Origin of the sequence: Glaciimonas sp. PAMC28666 (genome assembly GCF_016917355.1) — a bacterium.
Taxonomy (GTDB): Bacteria; Pseudomonadota; Gammaproteobacteria; order Burkholderiales; family Burkholderiaceae_D; genus Glaciimonas.
In genome coordinates this window covers 4,194,509-4,212,778 of the sequence record NZ_CP070304.1, presented here as the reverse complement: position 1 = coordinate 4,212,778, position 18,270 = coordinate 4,194,509, and the positions used below count along the sequence as shown (strand labels likewise).

The window sequence follows — 18,270 nt, the reverse complement described above, 5'->3', positions numbered from 1 at the left end:
AGACGCATGGTGCATCCCTTGGCGGGATGAAATGGAATGAGTGGAATGTTGCTTATTCGCTTTGATAAGCAACAAGAACGTCACATAATGCGTGATGTTTGATGCAATAAATCAAATGCGCTGGCATACCATTTTATAGATAATTTTTATTCTGCCGTATTTTAAGGGTTTTCATGATCTGATTGCGATCAATACTTATTATTTATTTTTTATTTTGTGTAAACCTTTTAACATTTAAAGCGTTAATTCCAATTGGGTATTCTCTGCAGCGTGCGATCCCATGGCCTTCCTAACTACTCATGAAAAACATAGAATTTCTCCGGATCACGTCCTTACGCGGACCAAATATATGGACGTATCGTTCAGCGCTTGAGGCTTGGATCGATATCGGAGAACTGGAAGATTGCCCTTCCAATGTCATTCCGGGCTTTAATCAAAGACTGACAAGCTGGTTGCCGTCGCTAATAGAACATCGCTGTAGCTACGGCGAACGCGGCGGCTTTGTGCAGCGCCTGCAGGATGGCACCTGGCCCGGTCATATTCTGGAACATGTCACGTTGGAACTGCAAAATCTTGCCGGTTTGCCCGGCGGATTTGGTAAAGCGCGGGAAACATCCAAGCGGGGCGTCTACAAAGTTGTGGTCCGCGCACGTCACGAACAAGTCACGCGCGCTGCCCTGTATGCCGCGCGCGACCTGGTGATGGCTGCGATCGAAGACCGTCCGTTTGATGTCCCGGCCCACATCGAGACCTTGCGGGGAATGGTCGATTCGCTGTGTCTCGGTCCGAGTACAGCATGCATCGTCGAGGCTGCTGATCAACGCCGCATCCCATCGCTGCGCCTTTCGGCTGGCAATCTGGTTCAACTGGGCCATGGCGCACGCCAACGACGCATCTGGACTGCGGAGACAGATCAGACCAGCGCGATTGCAGAAAGCATTTCGCGTGATAAAGACCTGACCAAAAGCCTGCTGCAGGCTTGTGGTGTGCCAATTCCGGAAGGACGGCTCGTTGACAGCGCCGAAGATGCGTGGCTGGCCGCTGAAGATATCGGTTTGCCGGTGGTGGTTAAACCCACCGATGCCAACCATGGTCGCGGCGTTTTTATTGACTTAAATACACGTACTGAAGTTGAAACCGCCTATGCCGTGGCCTTAGAAGAAGGTAGCAGCGTAATCGTCGAGCGCTTCGTTCGCGGTAACGAACATCGCCTTCTCATCGTCGGTGGCAAGCTGGCTGCCGCCACCCGCGGTGAACCGCTTTCGGTCACCGGTGATGGCAAATCAACCATTCGCCAACTGATCGATAGTCAGTTGAATAGTGATCCGCGCCGCGGCGATTTAGAGGAACATCCTCTCAATCCGATCCTTTTGGATCAGGAACCTATCATCAGAATGGAGCTGGAACGACAGGGATTTCTGCCTGACGCCATACCGGATGCCGGGAAAACAGTTTTAATTCAACGCACCGGCAATGTTTCCATAGACGTTACTGCAAAGGTCCATCCGAGCGTCGCCGCTGCGGCAGCGCTGGCAGCCCGCATTATCGGTCTGGACATCGCAGGGGTGGATCTGGTAGCAGAAGACATCTCGCAGCCGTTGGAAAAACAACGCGGTGCGATTGTCGAAGTCAATGCCGGACCTGGTCTGTTGATGCATCTCAAGCCAGCCGAGGGCGAACCGCAACCGGTCGGCGAAGCCATCATCAATCACTTGTTTTCAGGTGAAGAGAATGGTCGGATTCCGATCGTCGGCGTGGCTGGCACGCATGGTAAAACCGTCGTCTCTCACCTGATTGCGCGTCTGCTTAACCTCAACGGTCAACATACTGGCCTGGCATGCAGTGATGGGCTTTACTTCAACAATCAACAAGTTGAAAAAAACAACTGTGCTGACTGGACCGGTGCCCATCGGGTATTGCTGAACCGTGCGGTCGAAGCGGCGGTCTTCGAAAATGGCGGCACCACTATATTGTCAGAAGGCTTGGCCTACGATCGCTGTCAGGTTGGCGTCGTAACCAATATCGCTGCAAACGATCAACTGCCCGAGTACTATATTGACGACGCAGAGCAGATGGCTAAAGTATTGCGCACCCAGGTCGACATCGTTTTGCCTACTGGCGTTGCGGTTCTGAACGCAGCCGACCGGTTGGTTGCCGCCATGGCAGAGTTATGCGACGGCGATGTGATCTTTTTTGGCATGGAACAAACGTTGCCCGTCATCGTCGACCACCTGGCGCAAGACAAGCGTGCGGTGTTTGTGCGCGAAGGACAAATTATATTATCCAAGGGAAGCCGTGAAGTGATGTTGGCGCGCGTCGCAACCATTCCATTAACGGCCGATGGACAACCAACCTTCCAGACGGAAAATGTATTGGCGGCGGTCGCGGCAACATGGGCGCTCGGCATTTCAGTAGACTTGATTCGCGCCTGTATCGAAACCTTTAATATGGAACAAGTCGTGCCGAAGACCAAACCAAAAAAACAAAATCGGTCCAATTGATCATCGTACACACACGACCATGATAAAAAAGTAATAGAACTCGCAAAGTTGTAATGACCGTACTCAAAAAAATGATGCAGAATTTTTGAGGAGACAGGACTTACACTTTGCGCCGTAGTTTATACCCATTAAAATTGGTCTAACCGATCAAAAAATCAGGAAACTTGTTGATGGACGTATCACGCATCCGAATTCTACGTGGCCCAAATCTATGGACCCGTCACACAGCCATTGAAGCAATCGTGTCCTGCGCTGAAGCGGAGCGCTCGATTGTTGGAATGGACGGTTTTGAGACGCGATTGCGCGCCCGCTTTCCCCATATTGGGTTCCTTGAATCGACCGGTAGCGACGATACGATTTCGATGGCCCACGCTCTCGAAAGCGCTGCGCTTGCCCTTCAGTCGCAAGCCGGTTGTCCTGTCACGTTCAGTCGTACCGTGCAGGCTCTCGAATCGGGCGTGTATCAGGTCATTGTTGAATATACGGAAGAAGCGGTCGGAAAGCTCGCCTTTGAATGCGCGCAGACGTTATGTGCCGCTGCAGCCAACGATCTTCCATTCGATCTAGCCGACGCGTTAGCCCGATTGCGCGAGCTCGATGAAGACGTTCGCTTAGGGCCAAGCACCGGTTCGATAGTGGAAGCCGCCGTCGCACGGGGCGTGCCGTTTCGCCGCCTTACCGACGGTAGCATGGTGCAGTTTGGCTGGGGAAGTCGCCAACGTCGCATACAGGCAGCGGAAACCAGTGCCACCAGCGCAATTGCAGAGTCCATCGCGCAGGATAAAGAACTCACCAAGATGCTGCTTAATGCCGCCGGTGTTCCGGTGCCACAAGGTCGCGTGGTTTCTAACGCTGCCGATGCGTGGCAGGTAGCACAAGAAATCGACAGCCCGGTGGTGATTAAACCGCGTGACGGCAATCAGGGCAAAGGTGTCGCCGTAAATATCAGCACACGCGAGCAGGTCTTTGCTGCCTTCGCCGTCGCGGCTGAAATTTGTTCGGACGTTATTGTTGAACGTTATCTGCCGGGTCACGATTTCCGATTACTTGTCGTTGGCAAAGAAATGGTTGCCGCCGCCAGGCGCGATCCTCCGCTAGTGATCGGTGATGGCGTCCATACCATCAGAGAACTGGTCGATCAAGTCAACAGCGATCCGCTGCGTGGCGACGGTCATGCTACCCCTCTCACCAAAATTCGTTTCGATGCTATTGCATTAGCCAGCCTTGCCAAGCAGGATTACCATGCCGATACCGTTCCTCCAACCGGTGTCCGGGTGGTCTTGCGTAACAATGCCAATCTGAGCACCGGCGGGACTGCAACTGACGTTACCAATGACGTCCATCCCCAAATGGCAGCGCGCGCCGTCGCCGCGGCCCAAATGGTCGGACTCGATATTTGTGGGGTCGATGTCGTCTGCAGCAGCGTCCACAGACCGCTCGAAGAGCAGGAAGGGGGCATCGTTGAAGTGAATGCTGCGCCGGGTTTACGTATGCACATAAGCCCTTCGTATGGCAAGGGCCGGCCAGTCGGCAAGGCCATTATCTCTACGATGTTCAGCGGCCACGATGACGGCCGTATCCCTTTGGTTGCCGTCGCTGGAACCAACGGCAAAACGACGACTGTACGCTTGATTGCGCATTTGCTGAGCTGTAAAGGTCTGCGGGTTGGCATGACCAACTCGGATGGTGTCTATATTGAAAAGCAGCGCATCGATACCGGGGATTGCAGTGGTCCACGTAGTGCGCGGAATGTCTTGATGCATCCTGACGTTGATGCGGCCGTATTTGAGACCGCGCGTGGCGGCATATTGCGTGAAGGTCTCGGCTTTGATCGTTGCAACGTCGCAGTCATTACCAACATCGGGATGGGCGATCATCTTGGATTGAGCTTTATCAGCACAGTTGAAGATCTGGCTGTAGTCAAACGTGTGATCGTTGAAAATGTCGCACCAAACGGTGTCGCCGTCTTGAATGCCGGCGATCCGATGGTCACCAGTATGGCGAAAGTTTGCCCCGGCTCCGTGACTTTTTTCGCCTATGATAAAAGTAATACTGTGATGACGACGCATCGCGCACAGGGTCATCGCGTGGTGTATTTGGACGGTACAGATATTGTCGCAGCACAGGGTCTGAACGAAGTGCGCGTGCCACTGGCGGAAATTCCATTAACCCGCAACGGTACCATTCGGTTTCAGATCGAAAACGTCATGGCGGCAACAGCAGCTGCGTGGGCTTTAAAGCTCGACTGGGAAATCATTCGCACCGGCCTGCGGACGTTTATTAATGACCCGGCTACCGTGCCCGGCCGATTCAATATATTCGACTATCGCGGCGCAACCGTCATTGCCGATTACGGCCATAATCCCGATGCGATTGTCGCGCTGGTTCAGGCAGTCGAAAACATGCCAGCGAAACGTCGCTCGGTGGTCATAAGCGGCGCTGGTGATCGGCGCGATGAGGATATTCGTCAACAGACACAATTGCTGGGCGATGCGTTCGATGAGGTCATCCTTTATCAGGACCAATGTCAACGCGGCCGTGCCGATGGCGAAGTCCTGGCACTCCTGCGAGACGGCCTGAAAAACGCGCGTCGCACGAGCGCCACACAGGAAATTGATGGCGAATTCATTGCTATTGACACCGCACTGTCCACTTTGACCGAAGGTGATTTATGCCTGATTTTGATAGACCAGGTAGAAGAAGCCCTCGAACATATTGCAAAGCGCGTTGCTGAGCATTGAGTTAGTCGAACTTCAAATAGAAAACCGGGATAACCATGTTGATGGTTACCCCGGTTTTTTTCATTTACATTCCGAATTTACGACATCGTCCCAGGCAATTCAAAGACCCATTTCATATCGGGGCGATGACGGAGTCAATGACGATTGGCTCTCCGCGACTGAGATCAAAGCCACAATACGCAAGGCCCTCACGTCTTGATTCTTAATCGTCGTCGTTTGGATCCAACTCCGGGAACAGGACCGAAGTATAGCCAAAGAGCGTGAAGTCCTTGATTCGCATTGGATATAAAAATCCATCCAGATGATCGCACTCGTGCTGCACTACGCGCGCATGAAAGCCGTCAACGGTACGATTGAGCACCGCACCGTGCTGGTCGACGCCTTCATAATGCAAATTACTCCAACGGGGTACTACGCCGCGCAAACCAGGCACTGACAAGCAGCCTTCCCAGGCATCGTCAGTAACATCCGACAACGGCTTCAAGACAGGATTGATGAGGACCGTCTCAGGAACTGGTTCTGCATCTGGATAACGGGCACTGTTCTTGAAGCCAAAAATGACGACTCGCAAGTTGACGCCAATTTGCGGTGCGGCCAGTCCCGCCCCATTCGCCGCATACATGGTATCGAACATATCCTTGATCAGCGCGTCTAGCTCTGGCGTATTAAAGTCGGTGACTGGCTCTGCTTTCAACAATAGCCGCGGGTCACCCATTTTCAAAATTTCACGAATGCTCATGGAATCAATCGACAATTCAAGTATGGGAAGTTGCCTATTTTAACCTCAGATAGGGAAGATCCGAAAGCAGACCGCGATTGGCTAATGATGCAATGCGACTTCTGTTCCGGCCAAAGCCTATTGAAATTGTTTTAAATATTCAGCGAATGCAGGCCCGGTTTCAGGGTGCTTCAAACCCATAGCAAGCGTGGCCTTCAAATAGCCTAATTTGGACCCGCAATCATAGCGTTGACCGGCGTAGCGATAAGCTAAGACCTTCTCCTTTTCCATCAATGCCGCAATACCATCGGTCAATTGAATTTCGCCGCCAGCGCCTTTTTCGGTGGCTTCAAGACAGTCAAAAATACCATTCGTCAGCACGTATCTCCCGACGACTGCTAGTGTGGAGGGGGCATCGGCCGGCAGCGGCTTTTCAACAATGCTATTGACACGTTCCAAATTCGGTTTGAAGGGATCGATACTGACAATTCCGTATTGTCGGGTATCCGCGCGAGGCACATCTTGCACCGCCAGCACGCTACTACCCTCTTGCTCAAACACGTCGGTCATTTGCGCCATTACGGCGCGCTCGCCGGCCTCGACATCCATGAAGTCATCTGCTAACAATACAGCAAACGGTTCGTCGCCGACGACCGGACGTGCGCATAGCACAGCGTGACCCAGACCCAGAGGAGCCGATTGGCGGATAAAAATACAATTGACATGCTTAGGGATGACATTCCGGACCAAATCCAATAATCTGGTTTTGCCTGCGGCTTCCAATTCGCTTTCTAGTTCATACACGGTATCGAAATGATCTTCAATCGCACGCTTGTTGCGACCGGTAATAAAAATCATATCGGTGATACCCGCCGCGACGGCTTCCTCAACGGCGTATTGAATCAAAGGTTTATCGACTATGGGAAGCATTTCTTTCGGTTGCGCTTTAGTGGCAGGCAAAAAACGGCTGCCCAAACCAGCTACAGGAAATACTGCTTTTCTAATTTTTTTCATGATCGCTTTCTAAAGAAGTGCGCGGTTCAAATTAAGCGGGGCTGTGCCATTGGTTGAGCGCATTACCTATACTCTGCACGCTCCGGACCATGTGATAAGCACTCCACCATTCCGACTGAAGCTTGCTTCTGAACGTTTTCAGGATTGATGATACGCAATTAATCAAGTCCGTTTTCAGGGGGAATACTTTGCACACTAAATTTTGACATGATTTTGATCGGGAGGTTCGCGAAACAGTTCGTTTTAAGTCTTGGGCTTGCAGATCGACCCGTTAATTATGCGTTAATTATTATCCTTATTGCATTGAAAACGTTAAGACTTAATTAGCGCTAACCATTGCGCTTCGCTCAATATTGTCAAGTTAAGTTCACGGGCTTTTTTTTCCTTTGATCCGGCGCTAGCGCCGACTATGACGAAGTCGGTTTTCTTTGATACAGATCCGGCCACATTCGCTCCCAAACCCTCTGCCTGCGCTTTCGCTTCGTTACGACTCATGGTATCGAGATTTCCGGTAAAAACGACTGTTTTCCCCGAAACTGCAGAAAGCGTGGATGGGCGCTCAAAATCGGTAACAGTGACCAACGGCTCGGAGCCCCCCGTCAGTCCTTCCAATACTTCACTGTTATGCGGCTCAGCAATAAAACTAAGTATGTCATTCACCATACTTTCTCCCAACCCATTGATTGAGATTAAATTTGCGTAGGCTTCTGAATCGGGATCTTGTGCTGCGTTCATGCATAGTCGCCACTCACTCAAAGATAAGTAATGTTTGGCAAGTAAGCGCGCTGTGGCCTGACCCACTTGATGAATTCCCAGGCTATAAATAAATCGATCCAGCGAAATCACTTTGGCGTGCCGGATAGCGGTAAACAATTTTGCTGCTGATGTTTCGCCCCAACCTTCCCATACACGCAGCGGTGGGAGCACGCGCGCACCAGTGTCGCCGCTGGCCCCGTTGCCACCCTTGATTCCTTTGCCATCCCGATCTTCCAGGGTGAAGATATCCACGGGTGTTTTGATAAGCCCGCGCTCATAAAAAAGCGCAATATTTTTTTCGCCAAGTCCCTCAATATCGAATGCATCGCGCGATGCAAAGTGCTTCAAACGCTCAATGACTTGCGCCGCGCATACCAAACCGCCGGTACAAAAACTTCCCGCATCGCCCTCTTCTCGTACCACCAAGCTATCGCACACAGGGCAGTGAGTCGGAAAAATATAAGGGACGCTATTTTCCGGACGCGCATCCTGCAGAACACCGATGATCTGTGGAATCACATCACCGGCCCGCTGAATCATCACCGTATCACCTACACGCACATCTTTCCGCAAAATCTCATCCGCGTTATGCAAGGTAGCTCTCTGAACCAGGACACCACCAACGCTGATGGGGGCGAGATGCGCAACCGGTGTAATTTTCCCTGACCGTCCAACCTGACATTCAATCGCGTTGATCACCGTCTGCGCGCGTTCTGGCGCGAACTTCCATGCTGTTGCCCATCGCGGCGATCTGCTAACGAAACCAAGGCGGTTTTGCCAATCAAGTCGATTAACCTTAAGAACAATTCCGTCTATCGAAAATCCGAGCGAGGAACGATTGCGTTCGATGTCCTGATAATAGGCTACGAGCTCGCTCAGAGAAATTTCGGAAACCTTGACCAACCGGCTCGGTTCATTCAGCTCGAAACCCCAGCTTTTAAACTTAGCCCGCGCCTCCCATTGCGTAGTCGCAAAAGGTGCTGAAATTTCGCCCCAGGTATAGGCATAAAACCGTAACGGCCGCCTTGCTGCAATAGTGGCGTCAAGTTGGCGCATGCTACCAGCGGCCGCGTTGCGCGGATTAGCAAATATTTTTCCACCGGCAATTTCTTGTTCTGCGTTAAGTTTTAAGAAACCGTCATCGGTCATATAGACTTCGCCACGGACCTCCAACACTTCGGGCCAGCCTTCACCGGGAAGTTTTTTTGGAATATCACTAATAGTTTTTACGTTGGCGGTAATATCTTCGCCTACCCCACCACTTCCACGGGTGGCACCGGAAACGAGTACGCCATTCTTGTAACGCAATGAACACGATAGACCATCGATTTTAGGTTCGCAATCAATCTCGACGATGACGTCAGGGTCTTTCAATTCGCGTAAAAAGTTACGTACCCCATCGAGCCAATCCTTTATGTCGTCTTCGACGAATGCGTTGTCAAGCGATAGCATAGGTACGCGATGGATGACTTTTTTGAATCCCTTAGCCGGTTCAGCGCCCACTTTTTGTGACGGACTGTCAGCGCGTATCAATTCGGGAAAACGGACTTCGATGGCGTTATTACGCTGACGTAATGCATCATAATCGGCGTCGCTCAACTCTGGCGCGTCTTCCGCGTGATAAAGGTTGTCATGGTAGGCCAGCAGATTAGCTAACTCGGCAAGCTCAGTCGACGCTTCCTGAGCGTCTAATTGCTGTACCGCCTTATCCATGTTCGAAGTACGATTTAACGTACGGTTTTGTGCCAATTTTGTCATTGTGTCCATCCCAAGCGCTGGAAGTTCTTGTCTTGAATATTGCATATGTTGTTTCACTGTTGCTCTATTCCCAATGCCTGTGAGTATACCTAATTGATGCGCATAATTGGTACGCATGACAGGTAAGCGTGAAAGACGGGCGCAACCACATGCTTTTTTAGATTTAAGATGAGATGGATGTAAAAATCGGTGCGCTACGACCGGGTTTCATTATCCCGGCCTTCTACTCTAAAGGGTGAAACCGTTACGTGATCGTATTTATTGTTCTTTTACAAGACTGATGCAATGGGTCCCAGCAGCCCAGGTGAACGCAGACGGCGCTGAGGCCACTATTGAACGTCTAACGCTGCTGGGAAGTTTTGCGTGCAATTTCTTTTATTTATGGCCTTCTGCTCTGCGCCGTATTCGATTGAGGGCATCCCGCCGCCAAAATTGTTTTTTCGTTGACGGCCTCATCAACAAAATTTACTTCCGCCCTGGTTATTTCTGACTCATCGCTTCCCTCTGCGCCAGATTGAAGCCGGTGCATTATCGGTTTCAATACCGGATAAAGATCAACATAAAGCGCAAAAACCTTGCTGTAAATGGCCCTCACGGTCGGATCGGGCACCGTGCGTGGGACTAAAGTCACCCAGCCCTTTTCCGCAGTGTTGTTATCTACAAGCGCAACCCCAACGGCTGCCAGCAACGCAGCGCCTAGCGCCGCTTCGACGTTTTCCTGAATCGTATAGACTGGATAGCCGGTCACGTCGGCAATGATTTGCATCCACAAGTCGGAATGTGCAGCACCGCCTACGACAATTAACTTGTCATCGAGAGACTGCGCTCCTTTTGCGCCCGCATCCATATTATGCTTGAGAGCAAAACTGATGCCCTCCAACACGGCGCGATACAGATGTGCCCGCGTATGAAACAAACTCAAACCGATGAAAGCGCCGCTGGCCTTCGCATCCCAGACGGGGCTGCGCTCTCCCATTAGATATGGCAAAAATAATATCCCCTCGGCTCCCGCTGGAATACCCTTCGTTTTTTCCTCCAAAATTTGATGTACATCGCCACCCGCCAAATGGGTTGCCGCTTCAATTTCGGACTGGCAAAATGTATCTCGAAACCAACTGACCGATGCGCCCGCCGTGATCGCACCTCCAAATATGTATAGGTCCTTTTGACTATTATGGACATGTGGCATGCTAATAAGGCCATGACGTGCGTCGACCTGTTGATTGATATAGCCCCAGCACATGCTCGTACCGATCATGGCAACATGGTTTCCTGCGCGCGTCACGCCTGCCGCAAAGGTCGCCACAGCAGCGTCAACACCACCGGCCACAATGGGCGTTCCGGCAGTAAGACCAAGACACGCGGCTAGCTCCGACCGCAAACCGCCTACGACGTGGCTTGAATCTACCAGGCGCGGCGGCATCATCGCTGAAGGAATTCCAAGTTTGTCCAACATTTCTTCCGACCAGGTCCGCTGCTGCACATCGTAAATTCCACCGATATTTCCCGCCGAACTGTGATCGACGGCCACTTCACCACTCAGCAAGTAGTTAATGTAGCTGTTTGGCGGAAGGAACAAATAAGTCCGTTCCCACACATCGGGGCGATTGCGTTTGATCCATAGCATCTTCGTAAAACCATAATAGCTATCTACCGAATTACCGGTAATGGCAAACAGGCGCTCCAGATCGACGCTTTCATTGACCCAACGGACCTCATCATTGGCGCGCCGATCCATCCAGATCAGACAGGGGTAAAGTGGCTTCATCCAGGTATCGACCGGTATCCCTGCACCGCCATATAAACTGCTCACGCATATTGCTTTGATTTGTTCAGCGGGAAGTCCACTTTTTTCCACTACTCGCTGAACACATTCTATGACCGCCTCGTACCAGACTGATGGCCATTGTTCGGCCCACAGCGGTTTTGGCGTATCGAGTTGATAAGCCTTTGCATGCTGAGCAATAATCTCACCGGTACAACTGACCAGCAATGCCTTGGTACTCTGCGTACCTATATCGACACCAATGACGTAGTTCATGCGATGCCTCAGGTAGACGTTGGTTTGAGTAACACTTTTATGGAATCGAGCGAATTGGCGAGGGCGAAAGCTTTTTCCCATTCATCCAATGAGAAGGCATGCGTAACGATCCCTGTCGAAGTCACCAGCCCTCGTTCAAACAAATCGATGGCGACCGGATAGCAATACGGCCCAAGATGGGCACCACGGACGTCGAGTTCCTTGCGGTCACCGATAATGGACCAGTCGGCATTGGTTTCCTTGCCGAACACACTAAATTCCACAAAACGACCTAATTTTCGAATCAGTTCCAAGCCTTGCGTCACACCCGCGGGCACGCCCGTGGTTTCAATATATACGTCGCAGCCATAGCTATCGGTAAGCGAGTCAATAATCACTTTTGCATCATCGTCAGACGGATTGATCACCATATCCGCACCCATCTGTAATGCCACATTCAGGCGCTCTTGAACCAGATCGATGACCACCAGTTTCTTAGGTGTTTTCAAGCGGGCGATCTGCACCATCATCAATCCCAGGGGACCTGCACCAGCGATAACGACCACGTCATCCAGCTGAATTTCGGCACGATTCACGGTATGAATAGCGCAAGCCATGGGTTCAATCAGGGCGGCGTCCTCCAAGGAGAGGCTTTCCGGAATCTGATGCACGATAGCGGTCGGCGGAATGCGCATGTAATCGGCCATTCCACCATCTGCCACATCACGCTGGAAGCCAAAAATATTGTGTACTTCGCACATCCAATATTTCCCGGATTTGCAGTATCTACATTTTTCGCATGGCACAATCTGCTCAGCGATAATACAGTCACCGATTCTCACGTTGAAATGCTCTTCGGCGCCTTCGCCGGCAGCCTCTACGTAGCCGAAAAACTCATGCCCCGGCACCACCGGGGGCTTGACCCAGGATGGCTGACCCTCCCCGCCCCAAAACATTGCGGCACCAGAATGGCATTTGCAGTCGCTGGCGCAGATGCCACACGCGGCAATTTTGATGACCAGCTCATTGCGACCGGCGACCGGCCGTTTGATTCTTTGCAAACGGTAGTCCTTCGGGCCATGGCATACCACCGCCTGCATATCTGGTACGGCGGAACCTCCTTCAATCGTTTCTGCTCGTTGCATATCCGTTGCCACAATTTGTCCCATTGATTATTCTCTTAGTTGACGACCCGTACGGGCCGTTCAGGTTTATTTGCTTGAACCGCGGCTGATATAAATAGCGAGCAAAATGATGAGGCCCTTAATGATATTTTGAAGATAAGGAGATACGCCCATCATGTTTAGCCCATTGTTGAGTACCCCCAACATCAATGCGCCTACCAGCGTTCCAATAATGGAACCGCGACCGCCGTTGATCGCGGTTCCTCCCATTACGACCGCCGCGATTGCATCAAGTTCAAATGAAACCCCGGCGTTCGGCTGGCCGCTCATAAGTCGCGACGTTAACACCAATCCGGCAATCGCCGCGGTGAACCCACTGATCGCATACACCATCAACTTATAACGAGGGACACGCACGCCGCTTAATCGCGTCGCCTCCTCGTTACCGCCGATGGCGTAAATGTAGCGACCAATCGGCGTGTGATCGAGCACGACATAAGCGAGTGCGAACACTGTGATGAGTATCAGGATGGGCATTTGAATACCGAGAACATTCCCGCGGCCGAAAAACTCAAACCAGTCGGGAAGACCACCCACAGGATAGCCGCCGGTATAGATCAGCGCCAGCCCGCGGGCAATACCCATTGTCGCGAGCGTCACAATGATCGGTGGCATCTTTGCATAGGCGACAAAAAATCCATTCGCCGTACCAAAAAGTATGCCGGCCGCCAAGCCGATAAGAATAGCGAATTCTGCCGGTATTCCTGCCACCATCAGACCCGCTGTGAGCGTGCCGGTGAGAGCCATAACGGCCCCTACGGACAGATCAATACCACCGCTTAAAATGACGCAAGTCATGCCTACCGCAATGATCGCGTTGATTGAAACTTGTCGCGCAATGTTGATCAGGTTTGCAGCCGACAGGAAATCATCGGTGGTTGCAGTCATCACCAGACAGACCAGGAATAAACCGACAAAAGGAAAAAATGCCGGAGATTTTTTGAGTTGCGCCATTAGCCCCGTGATGGAAAAGACGTTTTTACCTGAGAAGTTTCTTACATTAATGTTTACCGGCGGTTGCATGGCGCATTACCTCGCTTGAATTGATCGAATCCGCTTCTAATAATTTAACAATCGATCCCTGTTTGAACACCGCTACCCGATCGCACATCCCGACGATTTCCGGCAACTCAGAAGAAATCAGAATAATCGAGTAGCCTTGTAGCGTTAGCTCACGCATCAGACTATAAATTTCGGCCTTTGCTCCAACGTCAATACCGCGCGTGGGCTCATCAAAAATAAGAATTTTGCAATGATGATTGAGCCAGCGAGCGATGACAATTTTTTGCTGATTACCGCCGCTCAGCGTTGATACCAAAGCGCTCAGTCCGGATGCTTTGACACCCACCCGGTCGATCATTATCTGGCTTGTCATTTCCTCGGCTTTCCTATCAATCAGGGCACCGGCACACAAATATTTTCCTAAATTATTAATAGAGATATTGTCTTTAATACTGAAACCGGTGATTAGTCCTTCCGACTTTCGGCTCTCTGGTAAAAGACCAATACCATTTTCCAGCGCCTCGGCCGGATTGTTTAAAGCAGCCTGAACACCATTGACATAGACCGTCTTCTGCCAGGCCGGGTCTGCGCCCATGACCGCACGCGCCAGTTCAGTCCGACCGGAACCAACCAGACCGGCAAAGCCGAGAATTTCTCCTTCATAAAGCATGAAGCTATTGCTCGGCCCTTCCTTTTGGATGCGCACGTCCTTCGCCTCTAACACTATGCGCTCGGAGTAACGTTGAACCGGCTTGGCGGGGAATTTGCTCGCCAGCCTGCGGCCCACCATCATCTCCACCAAACTATCAACATCCGTGCTGTCTGTATCGACCATACCGACATATCTCCCATCGCGGAGCACCGTAATCCGATCACACACCTCAAAAATTTCGTCCATGTGATGGGAAATAAATATCATTGCCACGCCATCCTCTTTCAGATCACCCATAATCTTAAAAAGATGCTTTGCTTCCATTGGTGTGAGCGTCGCGGTGGGTTCATCCAAAATCAGAATTTGCGCATTTAGCGCCAACGCCTTGCCGATCTCGACAAACTGTTGCTGGGCGATACTAAGTCGGCTAATTTCGATAGAAATATCGATGTCGATCTTCAGTTTTTCGAATATCTCGACTGCCTTTTCACGCATGCACTCCTTGGATAGGAGACCAAACCGATCAGTTAACTCGCGGCCGAGAAAAATATTTTCTACGGCATTCAAGTAGGGAATCAGGCTAAATTCCTGAAAAATAATGGCGATACCGGCATCTATTGCGTCGTTATAGCTACGAAAATTTTGCTGAACGCCATTCACGATAATTCGACCGTCGTCAGGACGATAGATCCCACTCAGGACTTTCATCAAAGTCGACTTTCCCGCGCCGTTCTCTCCCAACAACGCATGAATTTCGCCTTTATTAACGGACAAATTTATATCGGACAGCGCCTTCACACCCGGAAAACTCTTGGAAACATTTTCCAAACTTAAAATCGTGTTCATCATTGCCTCGTGCAATCAATCAAAGACCAAAACACACTCCCACGATGTGACGTGAGAGTGCAAGACTAACAAAGGATGGCCGACTACCAGCGAAAGGTTTTCGCGTTGTCTTTATCCACCAGCTTTACGTCTACCGGCACGCTGGCCGGGACATTGGCGCCCCATTTTTTAGCTAATGCGATTGCCAGAGCCAGGCGAACCTGATCGCGCGGATATTGCGCTGCAGTAGCAATGAATTTGGAGTTCTTTTTTTGAATTGCAGTGATCGCTTCCGGTGCGCCGTCTACACTGACCAGTTTGATATCTCTGCCACTGGCCTCAATTGCCGATAGCGCACCCATTGAACCCGTATCATTCACGCTAAAGATGCCTTTCAATTTGTGATTCGCCTGAAGGATGTTTTCTGTGACGGTCAGGGCCTGATCTCGTTCCTGCTTACCATTCTGAGTGGTCACAATCTTGATTCCCGGGAACGTTGATAAGGCTTTCTTGCAACCCCGAACCCGATCAAGGATCGGCACTACCGCAATGCCATCCAGAATCGCCACATCGCCCTTGCCACCGAGATTTTTGGCAAGATAGGTGCAAGCAATTTCCCCTGCATCGAAGTTCTTCGAGCCCACAAAAGAATCCACCGGACCCTCGGCATGCGCGTCAACGGCGACCGTCACAACGCCTGCAGCATGGGCAGACTTGACGGCCGATTGAATACCGACGGAATCGGTCGGATTAATTAACAAAATATCGACCTTCTTCTGAATCATGTCTTCGACATCACTCACCTGCTTCGAGACATCATGTCGGGCATCGGTAACAATAACGGTCGCACCAATGGTTGCGGCAGCATCCATCAATGCCTGCTTCATGGTGACAAAATACGGATTGTTTAATTCCTGGAAAGACATCCCGATCTTCAACGGTTCTGCTGAAGCCGCGTTAGAGATAAACGCAGAAAAGGTTACCAAACAGAGTACGGCAGTGAAAACGGGTGTTAATTTATTTTTATGGCTCATAACGGTCTCCTTCATTTTTTCCACTGGTTCCAGTGAAACGCTATAACCTTTTAGGCATAGCAATTTTTGAATAACTAACTAGTCATGACGTCGCAAGTCGTCCATCGCGTGCCTTACCTGGATCTACCCGATAGATCTGTTTGAAACACCTTCAAAAAAGCAGCCTCCTACTGCATAAATTTGTTCAAAATAAAGTCCGCTATCTTTCTTCGATCTCATGCAACTTCAGCCACCAGATCAAAAGAAAAATAGTGGACGCGATTTTCCCCTGGGCCTTCAATAACGCTTTTTCACCCTCGTTAAGTTAGGAACATTTCGAAATTTTCATTTCGTCGATGTCGCGGAATTTAGAGGGCGACATCCCTTTTTGTAGTAAAAACTGTCGATTGAAGTTGGACACATTATTGAATCCAACTTTGAAGCAAATATCGGTGATGCTGATTCGCCCGCTTGTCAGCAGTTCGCAAGAGCGTTTGATACGCAGGTGGTTGATATAGCTCACGAAGGTCATTCCGACATGCTTGTGGAAAGCCCTGGAAAATGCGCTGATGCTTTGTCCCGTAATCGCGACGACGTCTGGCTCTCGCAAGTCGGTCGCGAAGTTTTTATTAATGTACTTTAAAGCTACATTGATTTTTGATGATGCGATGTCGCCCATATCAGAGGCGTACTCGGAACTAGCTAGCCGCTTGCGACTGGTATCAAGTGCCAACAGCTCTATCAAAGTCAGAAACAGCTGCACTCGGCGAATACCCCGTGCCTCGGTTAGCTCCAGCATTAACGACTGCGCGGCAAGACCGGTTTCAGAGCTGAATAACAGACCACCGCGGGCCTCTTTCAACAGCTTTCCAACATAGCGTAGTTCTGGAAAAATCTTGATAGCATTTGAAGCTAACGCACCCGGAAACTGCATCACCAGACAACGTTGATACACCAACTCGCCCTCCATTAAATCGCTCACCCAATTATGAGGAAGATTCGGCCCTATCATCACCAGATTTCCTGGAGCGAAAGTACCAATAAAATCGCCAACAAAAAAGGTTCCGGTGGCGGCGGTGACTAAATGAATTTCGTATTCAGGATGAAAGTGCCAGCGGACGGACTTGTGCGGATAGCCATGCCCCCATGCATTAAAGGACTCATGACTACTGACATCTACTACTTCAAGGTTAGGTTCCATGTGTGCAGTTAACATACTTCAGCACACCGGTTTTTTAACACTTTACGCATAGTTACGCCGAACACGGTTTTCCGACTTTTAACGCGCTTTATCTGCGTCCGAAATTGGGTCACGGATGATTCAAAAAGAAGAACTGCCATTACTTTGTCCCCTGCCGATTACGCTACGGTACGCTGATCTTCGTACGACAAAATGGGAGTTTGAACTCCTTAGCCCGCACCAGATGCCTTATGACTTATGGTTTATGTGATTGAGTCTAGTTGTTCAAACTGAGTCGGACTACCAAAAAAAATGCAGGGACCGATACATTTTTGCGGTTACAAATAAAGTCAATCCACTTTTTGGCTTTTTTTCGACAGCAAAAAATTTCTAAAACTACGTTTATATGCATAAAGCACGCGGGAAAAGATTCTCTAACATAGACGGAATCACTCCAAATCCCGCTCACTTCGCGGAAATAGGACAAACGGAAGATATTGCCTCGGGATATCCCATTTCTATCCAAAAAAAACGTCGTGATACGACCATTTTTTCCGTTATCAAAGCATGAGGTTGCTGCACGCAAAAGGACGAAAAGAAAAATTCAACTTCCAAGGTCAAAAAGTCTTTATCGGAGGTAACGTAAGATTTTGCCTATCTTTAATCCAAACGATATAAATCGCCTCTTGGCAAAGCAGAAAAGGACAAACGTTGCAGATATTCCGTGCCACGAGAATTTGAACCGTTCAGCCAAAAGCCATGAGCGTGGATAAAAACGCTGGCGCCGGCAGGGGCAGCGACACTATCGTGGGGTGATAACCAAAAAATGGGGCGAAATTGCGAACATCGTTCGTATGGCAGAGGATACTTAGAAGCGATAGCACTATTGGCCATGCGGGGTAACGA

General features: G+C 50.4%; 11 protein-coding genes. 2 read left to right on the top strand and 9 right to left on the bottom strand.

The features are described 5' to 3' along the window. The first annotated feature begins 299 nt into the window (after positions 1 to 299). Complete coding sequence (gene cphA, locus JQN73_RS17885) at positions 300 to 2,501, top strand: cyanophycin synthetase (protein WP_205320318.1); 2,202 nt, start codon at positions 300 to 302, stop codon at positions 2,499 to 2,501. Between the two features lie 170 nt (positions 2,502 to 2,671). Continuing rightward, positions 2,672 to 5,242 carry a cyanophycin synthetase gene (gene cphA, locus JQN73_RS17880; protein ID WP_205320317.1) on the top strand — a complete coding sequence of 857 codons (2,571 nt, stop codon included), beginning with the start codon at positions 2,672 to 2,674 and terminating at the stop codon, positions 5,240 to 5,242. Positions 5,243 to 5,444: 202 nt separating this feature from the next. On the opposite strand, the gene def is transcribed toward cphA (JQN73_RS17880), so the two are convergent. From def to JQN73_RS17835, 9 genes are all read right to left on the bottom strand, one after another. After that, a complete protein-coding gene (def, locus tag JQN73_RS17875) occupies positions 5,445 to 5,981 on the bottom strand; it encodes a peptide deformylase (RefSeq protein WP_205320316.1) in 537 nt (178 codons plus the stop codon). A 117-nt stretch (positions 5,982 to 6,098) separates the two neighbouring features. Next, positions 6,099 to 6,974, bottom strand: a complete 876-nt coding sequence (gene galU / locus JQN73_RS17870) for a UTP--glucose-1-phosphate uridylyltransferase GalU (RefSeq protein WP_205320315.1) — start codon at positions 6,972 to 6,974, stop codon at positions 6,099 to 6,101. Positions 6,975 to 7,286: 312 nt separating this feature from the next. Further along, positions 7,287 to 9,488: an NAD-dependent DNA ligase LigA gene (gene ligA, locus JQN73_RS17865; RefSeq protein ID WP_205320314.1), complete on the bottom strand. Its 2,202-nt coding sequence runs from the start codon at positions 9,486 to 9,488 to the stop codon at positions 7,287 to 7,289. Between the two features lie 379 nt (positions 9,489 to 9,867). Next, a complete protein-coding gene (locus JQN73_RS17860; RefSeq protein ID WP_205320313.1) occupies positions 9,868 to 11,529 on the bottom strand; it encodes an FGGY-family carbohydrate kinase in 1,662 nt (553 codons plus the stop codon). An 8-nt stretch (positions 11,530 to 11,537) separates the two neighbouring features. Then, the gene (locus JQN73_RS17855; protein ID WP_370551371.1) at positions 11,538 to 12,653 is read right to left on the bottom strand and encodes an alcohol dehydrogenase catalytic domain-containing protein; all 1,116 of its coding nucleotides are present in this window, start codon (positions 12,651 to 12,653) and stop codon (positions 11,538 to 11,540) included. A 66-nt stretch (positions 12,654 to 12,719) separates the two neighbouring features. Beyond that, positions 12,720 to 13,646 carry an ABC transporter permease gene (locus tag JQN73_RS17850; RefSeq protein ID WP_240162595.1) on the bottom strand — a complete coding sequence of 309 codons (927 nt, stop codon included), beginning with the start codon at positions 13,644 to 13,646 and terminating at the stop codon, positions 12,720 to 12,722. Positions 13,647 to 13,692: 46 nt separating this feature from the next. Further along, positions 13,693 to 15,192, bottom strand: coding sequence for a sugar ABC transporter ATP-binding protein (locus tag JQN73_RS17845; RefSeq protein WP_205323444.1), 1,500 nt, complete (start codon positions 15,190 to 15,192; stop codon positions 13,693 to 13,695). 83 nt (positions 15,193 to 15,275) lie between these two features. Continuing rightward, positions 15,276 to 16,205, bottom strand: coding sequence for an ABC transporter substrate-binding protein (locus JQN73_RS17840; protein WP_205320311.1), 930 nt, complete (start codon positions 16,203 to 16,205; stop codon positions 15,276 to 15,278). Positions 16,206 to 16,509: 304 nt separating this feature from the next. Beyond that, a complete protein-coding gene (locus JQN73_RS17835; RefSeq protein ID WP_240162319.1) occupies positions 16,510 to 17,400 on the bottom strand; it encodes an AraC family transcriptional regulator in 891 nt (296 codons plus the stop codon). Positions 17,401 to 18,270: the final 870 nt, after the last annotated feature.